Here is a 14,192-nt window from a genome sequence, read left to right on the forward strand (position 1 = left end):
CTTTTGGAATAATTGCTTTTCAGTGAAGTTGAGTTGAGGAGTAGGGAAATACCATAAACTAACGGTTATTTTCTTAAAAGAATGTTCAAATCCTATAAGATTTTCAAAATGACATCGTGCGAAACTTACTAAAGTAACTATGAATGAAATAGAAACGAAGGACCAAAGTGAAAAAACTTAAAATTTTAGCTTATCTTCCCCATCATATCAAAGACTATGGGATTGGATATGCAGCTCATTCTATCTCGCTAGCCATGAATAATACGAATGTTATATCTGACATCTTTTCGATACATTCAGATCTTGCTCAAAAATCAAAACACGTCAAACAGGCTTTCAGGGGAAAATTAAGTTATCGATTTGTCACAAAATTCCTTAAGGATAGAAATGTTATCGCTTTAACAGAACAGCGATTTAAAAAAAGAATGAAAGAGTATGACGTTGCTTATTTATGGCCAGGTTGCTCAATCAAAACGGTTCATTATCTTAAAAACACCGGCAAAATAATTGTCTTTGAGAACATTAATTGCCATCAACGCTATGCAAAGAAAATTTTGGATAATGAAGCAACCAGATTGGGTCTATCAGATTTTCATCATATAACGGAAGATTCAATTTTGGATGAAGAACAAAAGTTGATGCTAGCTGACTTTGTTTTCAGTCCAAGTCCGGAAGTAACAAAATCGCTCAGGCAAGCGAACATTGATGAGAAAAAAATTATTCAAAGTTCTTATGGATTAGATGCTGATGAAATCATATTAAAAAATCATCGACTTTCGAATGCTAAAGTGAATGCATTATTTGTGGGAAGCGTCATCCCTCGAAAGGGTGTGCAATTATTGCTAGACTACTGGGAAGCGTCTGCAGTGGATGCAAAATTGATAATAATAGGCAAGATCGATGAGGCGCTAAAAAAGATCGTTGAGCAATATAGGCCAAATCCTAATATTGAATTTATTTCATTCACCAATGATCTTGAATCTTATTACTCAAAAGCGGACATTTTTATAATGCCAAGCTTAGAGGAAGGTAGCCCTCTTGTAACGTATTTAGCTCTTGGTGCTGGACTGCCAGCAATATTATCGCCAATGGCGGGTGAAGGTGTTTATAAAAATGATGTTAATGGATTTATTATCGATCCATATGATAAGTCATCTTGGATAGATAAAATTAGACAACTTGTTCGCGATGCATCTTTAAGAAAGAAAATGTCACTCTCACTGCGTAACAATGCTGAATTCTTTCTTTGGCATAATGTTGCTCAACGCCGCGTAAGTGAATTATGTAGGAGATTGGAGAGTGAGTAATTTGAAAATTCTGGTTTTGGGTGGTGCTGGTTTTATTGGCTCTCATATTGTTGACTGCCTCAAAAGGGAAGGACATTTTCTTCGAGTTTTGGATAGGCAGCCTCATCAATTAGATCTTACCAATGTAGAATTTGTCACTGCCGACATTAGTGATGTTTTAGCGATATCGGAAGCTCTAGTTGGCATGGATGCAATTATTCATCTCGTTAGTACTTCTGTGCCGAGTACTTCCAACAAGGATCCAATTAGTGATGTAAATGGCAATCTAATCAATACAATAAAAATTCTCGAATTAATGCGCCAATCTGACGTAAAACGCATGATTTATTTTTCATCTGGTGGAACTGTTTATGGTTTACCCAAATTGACCCCTATGTCTGAACATCATCCCACAGAGCCGATCTGTAGTTATGGAATCGTAAAGTTAGCTATTGAAAAATATCTTCAGATGTATGCAAAGCTCTATGGCTTCACCACTACAATACTTCGACCATCTAATCCTTATGGCCCCGGTCAAAGGCACATTGGTGTACAAGGTTTTATTGGCACATGTATTAGTAATGGTCTAAAAAATCAACCTGTTACAATTTGGGGGGATGGCAGTGTCATTCGAGATTATTTGTACATTCAAGATGTTGCTTTAGCAACATTGGCTGCTTTAAATGCTGAGAAAACAGGAATCTATAATATTAGTAGTGGGCAAGGATATAACCTTAATCAAGTAGCCGAATATGTTGAACGTGCTTTGGAAACAAAGATCGAATTAATCTATAAACAAAAGCGAGACTTTGATGTGCCTGAAATGGTTCTTGCAAATGACAAAGCTGAACAAGAATTAGGATGGAAACCATTGATTAATTTAGAAATGGGTATATACAAAACTGTTCAAGCCTTAAAACAATAACATGCCGAATATTATTGCTTACGCTGCTATATGCATATGGCCTTTAATCGTAATTTTTTTGATTAAACGTTGTGGAATTGAAAAAGGTGTTCTATTAAGTTTATTAGTTTGTTATATGTTTCTCCCAGCTGGATTTAATATAGATCTACCCGCAATTCCACCACTTAACAAGTTTTCAATAACAACTTTGACTATTACAGCTTATTTGTTACTTTCGGGTAAATCTCTTGGTTATCAAAACCTCACGACAAAAATGAAACTGTTAGTTATAGCTTTTTTTATATCGCCATTTCTAACTGTTTTGAATAACCCTGAACCTTATGGATTCATACACGGTTTAACACTATATGATGGTTTATCTGACACAGTAAATAATTTCTTATATTTTATGCCTTTTTTAATTGGAACTTACTATTTACGAACCTATAACCAGCAGATCATGTTATTCAAGGTGTTTTCAATTGCAGCAGTAATATATGCTTTCTTTGCTTTATATGAAATTCGAATGAGTCCCCAGCTTCATGTTATTTTGTATGGGTATTTTCCACATGATTGGATCCAGCAGTATAGACAAGGAGGTTTTAGAGCCATAGTATTTATGGGGCATGGCCTATTAGTGGCCTTCTTCTTTACGATTGGTTTAGCTTTTTTAAATTCATTATCAAAAATAAATTTAAAAGTGCTGCCATTTAATAATTATGCATTATTGGTGTTTCTTTTAATTACACTAGTATTAATGAAAAGCATTGCAGCTTTAGTATTTGCATTATTTGCTGCTTTAATGATTAGTCTTGCTTCAAGGAAAGTGATGCATTTAGTAAGTATTGCAATAGCTGTCTTATTTATAACTTATCCTTTATCCAGTTCTTTAAATCTTTTTCCTCATCAACAAATTTCTAATATAGCCGGAATAATTAGTTTAGAAAGGCAGCAATCATTAGATTATAGATTTAAAAATGAAAATATTTTATTAGATCATGCGAATAGCAAACCTTTATTTGGATGGGGAGGGTGGGGCAGAAACCGAATATATGATTCTGAAACTGGTGAAGACATCAGCACTACAGATGGTAATTGGATAATTAAGTTAGGTCTAAAGGGGTGGTTTGGATTTTTGTCAGAATTTTTATTTATAGTTATTCCACTTTGGCTTGCCTATAAATTAAAATCCAATAATAATTTTCCTAAAAATGAAGCTTTTTTGTTAGCTTCACACGCTTTGATCGTTGCAATAATTTTATTAGACCAAATGCCTAATGCGTCAATGAATGCTTTATATTGGTTGATAAGTGGTTCATTGCTAGGACGAGTATATGATATTCGTAAAAATATAAAACAAGATACTCAAAATCATGAAAAAACTAAAGTTTTGAATTCGGTAGATTAATCAAAGGGATTTCTTAGTTGAAAATATATTATTTGATTCCCGATTTGTATGTGAAAAAAAGATTCTCTATTAAGGGGTTTTTTAAAAGTATTTCTAAGAAAAAAGCTATTAATTATTTAAAGAAATGTTTTTTTATGAAACCGAAGCCGGTTGGTGGGGTTAAAGTTATCTACCAACATTGTATGTTACTTAGAGAGCTCGGGTTCGAAGCAATACCTTTAATGATGGGAAAGTATAAAGGTAATTTTTATGGCTATGAAGTTGAGTGTAAAAAGTATGAAGAAGTGTTAAAGGATATAACACCCTCTGATATCATTGTCGCTACAGAATTTGAACCTTATCAAGGCCTTATGTTTAAAAATGCCAAAAAGGTTTTATTTGTACAAAATTGGTTAGGTTTAAGTACTCGTTTGAAAAATAATGATTCTTATAAAAGTTATATTGATTTAGGATATGACCATGTTATTACTTGTAGTGACTATTGTACAAACTTTGTAAAAGCAAAGATGAATATATCTGCTGTGACGATTACAAATGGTATTGATCTAAATAAATTCTATCCTAACCCAAAAGATAGAGTAAAAAATAAAATATTAGCTATGTCTCGTAAAAATCCTGATGATTTAAAATATATCGTGAGGGCTATGCAAAAAAGTAGCTTTGAATTCAAAGTTGTAGATGGTTTATCCCAAGATGAATTAATAAAAGAATATCAATCTGCAGATATTTTCTTGGCTACTGGTTATCCAGAAGGTTTTGGTTTACCACCCCTCGAAGCGATGGCGTGCGGATGTGTAGTGGTTGGATTTACTGGTGGTGGTGGCAATGAATTTATGCATAATAATCAGACAGCATTGATAGCCGAAGATGGTGATGTAACTGGCGTAGTTGAGAAACTGAAATTGCTTGAAAGCAACAAAGCATTATTAGAATCCCTTCGTCAGAGGGGGCTTGCTAATGCCCATAATTATAGTCTAGAAGTTACGAAAAAACATCTAGAACGTTTTTTCAAAAACTTTAATGGTATTAACTGAAATTCATTATGGGTTTTCTATGTCTGAATTATTCCATTTTCGGCTATTGATCAGTATTGTTAATTATAATTCTGCCTCGCTTGTCTGTGAGCTTTTGCCAGGACTAATTACACAATTGAATCGCGATACTGATCGCGTAGTAATAGTAGACAATTATTCCCCTGATAATTCTGTGCAAGTTTTACAAAAATTTATAAATGATCATTCTTTGAAGGATTTAGTTAGTCTAGTTGCTTCAGATAACAACGGCGGTTTCTCATATGGTAATAATGTGGCAGTTAAAACAGCTAATAATATGAGTGATGGTCATACGCCAGAATTTGTCTTACTACTAAATCCCGACACTAAACTGAAAAATCATGCAATACCAAATTTATTGAGTTTTATGCAATTACACCCCAATGCAGGAATTGCTGGCAGCCAATTAGAGACTGAACATGGAGAACCCCAAATTTCTGCATTTAGATTTCACACTCTTTATAGTGAAGTAATTTCTAGTTTGAGGTTAGGATTTATAACAAAAATACTCTCAGGTTGGGATGTAACCAGCTATGGAGCACCAAGGCATAACATTCAAGTTGAATGGGTAGCGGGTGCTAGCATGCTAATTCGTTACAAAGTCATTGAGCAAATTGGTTTAATGGATGAAAAGTACTTTCTTTATTATGAAGAAACAGATTTTTGTTTGCAGGCTGCAAAAGAAGGTTGGGAATGCTGGTACGTACCTGAAAGCCAAGTTATACACTATGTTGGGCAAAGTACTGGGATTGTTAGTGGCGATATAAAGCGTAAAAGACGTCCTAAATATTGGTTTGAATCCAGACAATATTATTTTAGAAAGAATTATGGTTTATTAGTGAATATTTTAGCTGACCTGATTTGGGGATTCGGTTTTACTTTGTGGCGTGTAAGAAGGTTCATTCAAAATAAACCTGATAAAGATCCTCAGCACATGCTAAAAGATTTTTGGCGTAATAGTATTTTTTTGTCATGGATTAAATAACATTTTTAATGTTTGAAAATATAAAAAAAGATAAAAAGGCTAATAGTAAATCGATTAACATCGCAGGTTTTCGGGTACTATTGGTTTATCGGTTTGGCCGATGGAGAATGAACGTCAAGCCAAAGCTCTTTAGAGCACCACTTAGTTTTTTTTATCGATTAATGGAAAATCATGTGCGGTTTAAATACGGCATTGAATTGCCATATTCCGCACAGCTTGGAGATAGCATCACATTTGAACATCAGCATGGCATTGTGATTCATGGAAATGCAGTAATTGGCGGTCATTGTATTATTCGACAAGGAGTGACAATTGGAAATAAAAGCATTGAAACCTCACATGAAGCACCGGTAATTGGTTCATATGTCAATATCGGTGCTGGGGCTAAAATATTAGGTAGTGTTAAGATTGGCAATCACGCAATAATCGGTGCAAATGCTGTGGTTATAACAGATATACCCGAATATGGAGTGGCGGTTGGTATTCCAGCGCGAGTCATAAAAATGCAGTCTACTGATGCAGGAATTAAATAATGAACGTTTCTGCAGAATCACCTGATTGGAGAAGAGAGCAACCTCGACAATTCTGGGACCCATCGCGGAAACTTTTACAAAGTATCCGGTTATATAAAAAATATAGTGATAAGAAAGGGATTTTATATAAGCTCTTAAAAAAGCTAAGTGTAATGCGTTATCGCTTTTGGTCAGTCATAACTGCAGCTGATATTCCATTGTTGTTAGATATATCCGGAGGATTATTATTACCCCATCCTAATGGGATTGTGATTCATCCAAAGTCTTATATTGGTCCAAATTGTCTAATTCATCAACAGGTTACTCTTGGCGTTAAAAGAGAAGGTGAGGGGGCCCCAAAATTAATAGGCCATGTAGATATAGGAGCAGGAGCTAAAGTTATTGGTGACATAACGATTGGTATGCATGCCTTGATCGGTGCTAATGCCGTGGTCACAAAAGATGTCCCTGATTATGCAATTGTCGCTGGTATACCTGCAAAAATCATTGGTAGCACAGCAGAAGTTATTCAACATGACTGATCAGGAATTATTCTCACGTGCCCACCAAAACATAGGTTCTGTCGTTATTGGTCGAAATGAGGGTGAACGGTTAAAACAATGTTTAAGTTCTCTATGTAATGAACTTGATCATATTGTCTATGTTGATTCAGGTTCTACAGATGGTAGTGTCGAACTGGCTCAAACATTAAACGTAATAGTTGTGTCACTGGACATGGCACAACCATTTACTGCTGCACGAGCTCGTAATGCAGGTCTGGCAGCATTAGTAGAGAATTCACCGAATATTGATTATGTACAATTTGTAGATGGAGATTGTGAGGTCCAACGTGGATGGATTATACAAGCGAAAGATTTTTTGGATAGTAATCCTGATTTTGCTGCTGTGTGTGGGCGCCGTCGTGAACGATTTCCTAATGTAAGTATTTATAATCAGTTATGTGATATCGAGTGGGATACACCTGTTGGAGAAACTAATGCATGTGGTGGTGATGCGTTATTTCGTTTAACGGCACTTCAGGCTGTTGATGGATATCGTGAAAGTCTGATTGCAGGTGAAGAGCCTGAAATGTGTTATCGCATGCGTCAACTGGGTTGGAAAATCATGCGATTAGATGCTGAAATGACATTACATGATGCTGCTATGACCCGTTTTGGTCAGTGGTGGAAGCGTAATGAACGAGCTGGGCATGCATATGCTGAAAGTTATGCTTTACATGGTCATGAGCCCGAAAAGTTTCGAAAAAAAGAAACCCGAAGTATTGTTGTCTGGGCAGTTTTAATTCCACTTATCATTATTCTTTTAACTATTATTGAAGACGATTTCATAAGCTTGTGGCTTATATATCCCTTCCAAATTTTACGTTTAGCTTTTCAATATAAAAATAAACTCGATTCGTTTTACCTTGGACTCATTTATGCAACATCAAATGTCGGTGGTAAATGGCCGCAGTCTATGGGGGTTACAACTTTTTTAAAAAATTATGCATATGGGAAGCAAGGTAATTTAATTGAATACAAGTAGCTCAATTTATATTTGCATCCGATTTTTTATTTTGAATAACGCGTGCGCAGCTAATAAACCTATAAATGGGATGATTGGAAAATGATACCGGTCCCCAGAGGCAATAATGGTATGTAGCACTGTATTGTAGCCAATTAAAGCAATAATGGGAGTGGCAGTTGTTGCATTATAAAACCCCTCTGACCGAATTAATCCTATGCCACCATAGACCGCCAACAATACCAATAACACCCAATAACCTGAGCTGATTAATTTTAGTGGCAGTACTGTTTTATCCAGTCCTTGTTGTTTTATGCCCTCAATATTCCAGTTCACACCAATATTTTCAGAACGATAATAGTCTACAAATCGTTTTATTAATCTCTTCGCAAAAATACCTGGCTCTTCTTTGATATGTTTGAGGGCCTCAGATTTAAAGTAATCAGCTCGCTCAGTTTCTGAATCAAATTCCAGGTTTTCTGGCAGTGGCATGTATTCACCTGTGGAATCAGGATTATTACCCATCCAGAAGACAGGCCCGCCGTTAGTAGAAATCAGAACAAACTCATCAAATAAATCGTAGTTTCGAACTGCCCAGGGCGTAATCAAAATAGTCATTGTAATCAAGGTAACGATTGACGAACTAAACAGTTGTTTATAATTAAAGCCACGTAGAAAGCTTAAGCCAATCAGGATAAAAGGAATTAATAAGGCTATTGGACGGACATATGTTGCTGCAACAAAAAATATTGTGCCAATAATCCAATTAAAAAGCGTGTTCGATTGTGGTCGATACCAGAAAAATAAACCTAGCAAAATAAAGACATTGAATATGGTTTCACTTGCTAAAATCGTAGTGAACTGAATTTGAGAAGGCCATATTGCGTAGAGGATACCAACAATATAGGCTGTCGATTCATTAAACCAGAGTCGTGCAAGCAGCATAATTAAAACAAGTGTTAATAAGCCGACTACTACGTTGAATACAGCTATGACGATGAATGACTCACCAAAAAGTGTGTAAAGGAAAGCATAAATAGCTGGGGTACCCACTGGCCAATAAGCCGTGAGGTTTCCTGCCGGAAAAGCATAGCCGTTCCCACTACTAATACTCTTGGCAAATTCGTGGTACATTACCGAATCAGACACTGGTATGACAGGGATTAGTAAAAGCCAAAGAAGGCGTAATGCGAATGCAATCAGAACAATGTATAAGGTGTTTTTTGCATACTGTGTCAACAATGTATCTTTCATCACTCAGCTACGTCCCTATCTAATAAATTCAGTAGTTTATTGTAGACGTAAAATGATTAACGAGTAAAACAGAGAATCTTTTATATGATTGACGATAAGGACATGTTCCCACTTTTTGTGGACTTGGATGGAACACTTATTTATACAGACCTGTTGTTAGAAGTCAGTTTAAAGTTTTTAAAACAAAACCCATTAAATATTTTCTTATTAATCGGCTGGTTAACTAAAGGTAAGGCGAATTTAAAACACAAGCTTGCTGAGCGAGTAGAAGTTAATGCTGCCACACTTCCTTATAACCATGACTTCCTGGTGTTTCTCAAAGAGCAGCGTGAACGGGGTAGAAAGTTATTTTTGGCAACGGCTAGTCATCAAAATCATGCGGATGCTATTGCTGAGCATCTGGGTATTTTTGATGGTGTGTTGGCCACATCAGCCACGTTTAACATGAAAGGCGAGAACAAATTAAAACACTGCCTTGAAGTTTCTCCAACGTTTGCCTACGCTGGCAATGAGACATTTGATTTCTGCCTATTTGATAAGGCTGATGAATCCTTTTTAGTTAATCCCACTAAGTCAGCGTTACGGTTATCAAAAAAAAGACCAGTGACACGTGTATTTGAAAGAAAGATCAATAAACTAAAAATTACTTTAAAAGCCATGCGGGTACACCAGTGGCTAAAAAATATACTTATTTTTGTACCGGTATTTGTATCATCGCTTTATCTTGAACCAGCTGTTTGGGGGAATGCGATGATTGGCTTCCTTCTATTTTCTTTACTCGCATCCGCAACCTATTTATTAAATGATTTGCTTGATATAGATGCCGACAGAGCACACCCTCGAAAATGTCTGCGACCTATTGCTTCTGGCATGTTAACTATTCGAGAAGCAATCCTATTAGCAGCCGTTTTGATTATTGTTACTTTGATTGGGGCAATTGTTTTTACCAATACTGCATTTCAATTATCTATTCTGGCTTATCTGATCCTGACGCTTCTATATACTTTTGTTCTTAAAAGCTATGTGATTGCTGATGTGATATCACTAGCCAGTTTATTTACTATCCGTATTATCGCCGGAGCGATGGTAATTAATGTTGTACTGTCTTTCTGGTTGTTAGCATTTTCCATGTTTACGTTTTTCAGCTTGGCGCTGGTCAAACGGTGTGCCGAGTTAAAGTTATTATCTAAAGTTAATAAAGATAAAGCCATCGGAAGAGATTATCAGGTTGATGATTATTACTTGATGCAAAGTTTTGGTGTTACATCAGCTTTTATTTCATTGTTACTGATGGCCTTTTATGTTCAATTCTCAATGGAAGGCCAAGATTATTCAATGCCAATATTGTTATGGGCAACATTACCTGCCTTTGCTTATTGGTTTTTACGAATGTGGTTGAAAACCAATCGAGGCGAAATGCATGATGATCCAATTGTGTACTCAATGAAAAACAAGGGAAGTTTTGTCACTATTAGCTTTATTTTAGTTATTACCCTGTTGGCCAAACTTTTATGAGCTATCTAACGTTATTAATGATTTTAGCCAGCGTAATGTTATCTGTTGCTGCTCAGTTATCTCTAAAAGCTGGAATGGGGAGGCTGATCTTTCCTGAAACCTGGGTCTCATTTGAAACTGCCGGACTGGTTTTTAATAGGTTCGTGATATTGGGTTTATTTTGTTATGGCATGAGTATGGTGTTTTGGCTGTATGTTTTAACAAAAGTAGAAGTGAGCCGAGCCTATCCTTTTGTTGGACTTGGTTTCGTTGGCACCATGCTTTTTGCTCACTTTTTATTACATGAACCAATCACTCTGCAAAAGTTGATTGGCACTATGCTTGTTGTTTCAGGTGTATTTCTGCTCGCCCGATAAACAATAATATTTTACCTATAGAAAATTGATAGGAAGTTTTATGAGCTATTTACTAGTTTCACCTTGCCGGAATGAAGACGCGTATATGCGTATTACTTTGGATAGCGTGGTGAATCAAACGGTGCAGCCAGATTCGTGGGTTATTGTGGATGATGGATCGACCGATGAAACCCCGAAGATTCTGGCTGAATATGCAGAAAAATATCCATTTATCAAAATCATTACTCGTGAAAACCGTGGGCATCGTAGTGTAGGACCTGGGGTGATCGAAGCTTTTTATCATGGCTATAATCAAGTTGATGTTTCTCAATTTGATTATGTCTGTAAGTTTGATTTGGATCTGGACTTACCCCCTAAATATTTTGAAATTTTAATCGAGCGGATGCAGCAGAACCCTCGGATTGGGACTTGTAGCGGTAAGGCATATTTTAGAGATAAAAAAACAGGTGAACTGATAAGTGAAAAATGTGGTGATGAAATGTCGGTAGGTATGACCAAGTTTTATCGACGCACCTGTTTTGAAGCGATTGGTGGATTTGTACGTCAGGTTATGTGGGATGGCATTGATTGTCATAAATGTAGGCAAATGGGATGGATTGCAGTAAGTTGGGATGAACATGATTTACGCTTTATCCATTTACGACCAATGGGATCAAGCCAGCAAGGTATTGTTACTGGACGTATGCGTCATGGGTTTGGTCAATATTTTATGGGAACCGGTCTTACCTACATGACAGCCTCATCGATCTTTCGAATGTTGCATCCTCCTTATTTCCTTGGCGGTGCTGCCATGTGGTGGGGATACGTGAAAAGCATGCTGCAAGGTAAGCCACGATTTGATGATAAAGAACTGGTTCGATTTATTAACAAATATCAATGGCAATGTTTATTAAAAGGTAAAACCAAAGCAACTGAAGAGCTGAATGCTCAGCAGGCAAAGGTGTGGGATCAACAATATGCCTGATAAGGCTGATTCTTCATTGCGAATAGCTTATCTGGCCCCCGAGATTCCAGCACTATCATCAACATTTGTTTATAACGAAATATTAGAGCTCAATAGGCTTGGGGTTGAAGTAAAGCCTTTTTCAGTGCATCGGCCGGGGCATCTTGCCACTGAAACATCGCTTAGTGCGTTAAGAACTAATGTTTTTCATTTGTACGAGACAGCTAAATTTCAGGTTTTATCAGATAATCTGTTTATGTTAGTTACGCGTCCGAGTGGGTATTTTCAAGCTGCTGGACGATTAATAAGTGATGTTTTCAATCAAGGGCTGATTTCCCGCTCTGCATTGGGTCTTGGTTATCGATTTTTTTATGCGGCAACTTTGGCAAAACAGCTAAGACTAGGCAGAATTCAACACTTGCATGTGCATTTTGCTCATATCCCTACGGATATTGCGATGTATGCTGCGCCGATGGCAGGCATTGGCTTTAGTGTTCAGGCGCATGCCAATGATTTATTCGAAAGGGGATGGTTACTCAAGCAAAAGGTAGCTCGGTCTGCATTTTTTGCCACCATCTCAGAATTTAATCAACGATTTCTTGAGAATTTAAACGCCGATTCAAAAAAATTAAAATTATTCGATGCGGTGTTGACCAGGGATGGCAGCCTCCTGCTAAACCCACCCAAAAGAATGAGATATTCACTATTGGTACAGTCGGCCGACTCGTTGAAAAAAAGGAATAGATACGCTTATCGCTGCTATTGCCAAACTGGTTAAAGATGATCGAAAAGTATGTTTGAAAATTGCGGGTAATGGTCCGCTGGAATCTGCCTTAAAAAATCAGGTAGCTTCACTCGGAATAACAGATGAGTCCGTCCAGTTTGTCGGCGCCTTACCCCATGATCAGGTGGCTGAGTTTATAAGCGGTTTGGATGTGTTTGTGTTGCCGTGTAAAAAAGACAGTAACGGTGATATGGACGGAATCCCCGTGGTGTTAATGGAAGCCATGCTTTGCCAGATACCGGTGATTTCAACCGAACTTTCAGGCATTCCGGAATTAGTGGTAAATAATATTTCTGGTTTAACGATACCCTCTGATAATGATACTGAGTTAGCCAAGGTGATAAGCCAACTTATGGATTCACCTGATACCAGATTACGTTTGATTTCAGGAGGCAAGCAACGAGTTGAGGAGGAGTTCTTGTTAAATAAAAATGTGGCAAAGCTTATAAAGTTAATTCAGACCTCAATAAATAGCAGAATAAAAAAATGAAATTAACGGGTTCAACACCTCAGTTGAGTTTTGTTAGGAATCAGTATTGTTTATTGGGGCTGCCTTTTGATGCCGTATCACTCAAAGAGGCTGCAGCGTTTATCTCAGAATCTATCGAACAACAGACTTCCTGCTTTGTCTCTACGCCTAATCTTAATTTCACCGTCATGGCACAGGATGATCCTGAATTTTATAACTCAGTGATTGAAAGTGATCTGGTTGTTGCAGATGGCATGCCTCTTATCTGGGTAGCCAGATTACTTCATCTGCCAATCGAAGAACGAGTTGCTGGTTCGGATTTGTTCGCTTATCTATCAAATCAACCCAGAGAGCGAAAAATTCGGGTTTTTTTCTTTGGTGGTGAAAGCGGCATTGCTGAAAAAGCGCATCATGAATTGAATAAAACCAGTCCAGGTATGGAAAGTTGTGGATTTTATGATCCGGGGTTTGTTTCGATTGAAGCCATGAGTAGCCTGAGCATTATTGAGCATATCAATGCTTGTGCGCCTGACTTTATTGTTGTTGCGCTAGGCGCGAAAAAAGGGCAGCGCTGGATTATGCAAAACCAAGATAGTTTAAATGCTCCAGTTATTAGTCATTTGGGAGCTGTGATTAATTTTGTTGCAGGAAGTGTGCAACGTGCCCCTGAAAAATGGCAACGTTTTGGTATTGAGTGGTTATGGCGAATCAAACAGGAACCGAAGCTATATAAACGCTACTTTGGTGATGGTTTGCGATTCATACAGATGCTGCTGACACAAACATTGCCTTTAGCTATATATATAAAGAGACTTAAACGAAACGTAGACGCTAGCAACTCAGAAGTTTTAGCTGATACATTACCGCATCATGAAGATTTCATGGTTAGATTGAAGGGCAATATCTCTTCTGAACAGTTACCCGAATTAGACTCGGCTTTTAAAACTGCCTTGGAAAAAAATAAAAATATCATTATTGATGGGGAAGACATTCAAAACGTATCAATGGATGTCCTCGCCAGGATAATGATCTATCAAGGCAAGCTGAGAAATCGCAATAAACAAATGTTATTAAAAGATTTTCCTGACAAGATTGTTACACTGCTACGCTTATCTGGCGTTTTACCCAGATTCAGGCTAATCTGGACAAATAAATAAAAATAGGGAAGAGGGGTAGACTTTGCTTAATATAAAGACGACA

Annotated in this window: 15 protein-coding genes; 14 read left to right on the plus strand and 1 reads right to left on the minus strand. The window is 37.1% G+C overall.

What is annotated here, in order from left to right; all coding sequences use genetic code 11:
• Positions 1–167: 167 nt before the first annotated feature.
• Genes AC08OG_RS05575 through AC08OG_RS05610 form a run of 8 tightly spaced genes read left to right on the plus strand, consistent with a single transcriptional unit; the run spans position 168 to position 7,692 of the window.
• The gene (locus tag AC08OG_RS05575; protein ID WP_482930254.1) at positions 168–1,307 is read left to right on the plus strand and encodes a glycosyltransferase family 4 protein; all 1,140 of its coding nucleotides are present in this window, start codon (positions 168–170) and stop codon (positions 1,305–1,307) included.
• Complete coding sequence (locus tag AC08OG_RS05580) at positions 1,300–2,211, plus strand: NAD-dependent epimerase/dehydratase family protein (protein ID WP_482930255.1); 912 nt, start codon at positions 1,300–1,302, stop codon at positions 2,209–2,211. Before AC08OG_RS05575 ends, AC08OG_RS05580 begins: the two co-directional genes overlap by 8 nt.
• 1 nt (position 2,212) lies before the next feature.
• Positions 2,213–3,598 carry a hypothetical protein gene (locus AC08OG_RS05585; RefSeq protein ID WP_482930256.1) on the plus strand — a complete coding sequence of 462 codons (1,386 nt, stop codon included), beginning with the start codon at positions 2,213–2,215 and terminating at the stop codon, positions 3,596–3,598.
• Positions 3,599–3,615: 17 nt separating this feature from the next.
• The gene (locus tag AC08OG_RS05590) at positions 3,616–4,632 is read left to right on the plus strand and encodes a glycosyltransferase family 4 protein (protein ID WP_482930257.1); all 1,017 of its coding nucleotides are present in this window, start codon (positions 3,616–3,618) and stop codon (positions 4,630–4,632) included.
• 19 nt (positions 4,633–4,651) lie between these two features.
• Positions 4,652–5,635, plus strand: coding sequence for a glycosyltransferase family 2 protein (locus tag AC08OG_RS05595; protein WP_482930258.1), 984 nt, complete (start codon positions 4,652–4,654; stop codon positions 5,633–5,635).
• Between the two features lie 8 nt (positions 5,636–5,643).
• Complete coding sequence (locus AC08OG_RS05600; RefSeq protein WP_482930259.1) at positions 5,644–6,168, plus strand: serine O-acetyltransferase; 525 nt, start codon at positions 5,644–5,646, stop codon at positions 6,166–6,168.
• The gene (locus tag AC08OG_RS05605; RefSeq protein WP_482930260.1) at positions 6,168–6,689 is read left to right on the plus strand and encodes a serine acetyltransferase; all 522 of its coding nucleotides are present in this window, start codon (positions 6,168–6,170) and stop codon (positions 6,687–6,689) included. The genes AC08OG_RS05600 and AC08OG_RS05605 overlap by 1 nt, the downstream gene beginning before the upstream one ends.
• Complete coding sequence (locus AC08OG_RS05610; RefSeq protein WP_482930261.1) at positions 6,682–7,692, plus strand: glycosyltransferase family 2 protein; 1,011 nt, start codon at positions 6,682–6,684, stop codon at positions 7,690–7,692. Before AC08OG_RS05605 ends, AC08OG_RS05610 begins: the two co-directional genes overlap by 8 nt.
• A 6-nt stretch (positions 7,693–7,698) precedes the next feature.
• On the opposite strand, the gene AC08OG_RS05615 is transcribed toward AC08OG_RS05610, so the two are convergent.
• Entirely contained in the window at positions 7,699–8,925 is a 1,227-nt protein-coding gene (locus AC08OG_RS05615; protein WP_482930524.1) for a glycosyltransferase family 39 protein, read from the minus strand.
• 84 nt (positions 8,926–9,009) lie between these two features.
• Between AC08OG_RS05615 and AC08OG_RS05620 the strand changes: the two genes are divergently transcribed.
• From AC08OG_RS05620 to AC08OG_RS05645, 6 genes are read left to right on the plus strand one after another with little or no spacing between them, the layout of a single operon-like run.
• A complete protein-coding gene (locus AC08OG_RS05620) occupies positions 9,010–10,440 on the plus strand; it encodes a UbiA family prenyltransferase (RefSeq protein WP_482930262.1) in 1,431 nt (476 codons plus the stop codon).
• A gap of 17 nt (positions 10,441–10,457) precedes the next feature.
• The gene (locus AC08OG_RS05625) at positions 10,458–10,796 is read left to right on the plus strand and encodes an SMR family transporter (RefSeq protein ID WP_482930263.1); all 339 of its coding nucleotides are present in this window, start codon (positions 10,458–10,460) and stop codon (positions 10,794–10,796) included.
• Between the two features lie 40 nt (positions 10,797–10,836).
• Positions 10,837–11,760 carry a glycosyltransferase family 2 protein gene (locus AC08OG_RS05630; protein ID WP_482930264.1) on the plus strand — a complete coding sequence of 308 codons (924 nt, stop codon included), beginning with the start codon at positions 10,837–10,839 and terminating at the stop codon, positions 11,758–11,760.
• A complete protein-coding gene (locus AC08OG_RS05635; protein ID WP_482930265.1) occupies positions 11,753–12,517 on the plus strand; it encodes a hypothetical protein in 765 nt (254 codons plus the stop codon). The genes AC08OG_RS05630 and AC08OG_RS05635 overlap by 8 nt, the downstream gene beginning before the upstream one ends.
• Positions 12,510–13,013 (plus strand): glycosyltransferase, encoded by a 504-nt coding sequence (locus AC08OG_RS05640; protein WP_482930525.1) that lies wholly within the window; start codon positions 12,510–12,512, stop codon positions 13,011–13,013. The genes AC08OG_RS05635 and AC08OG_RS05640 overlap by 8 nt, the downstream gene beginning before the upstream one ends.
• The gene (locus AC08OG_RS05645) at positions 13,010–14,149 is read left to right on the plus strand and encodes a WecB/TagA/CpsF family glycosyltransferase (protein WP_482930266.1); all 1,140 of its coding nucleotides are present in this window, start codon (positions 13,010–13,012) and stop codon (positions 14,147–14,149) included. Before AC08OG_RS05640 ends, AC08OG_RS05645 begins: the two co-directional genes overlap by 4 nt.
• Positions 14,150–14,192 lie beyond the last annotated feature (43 nt).

The sequence above is a fragment of the Methylophaga sp. F7 genome (genome assembly GCF_056863975.1).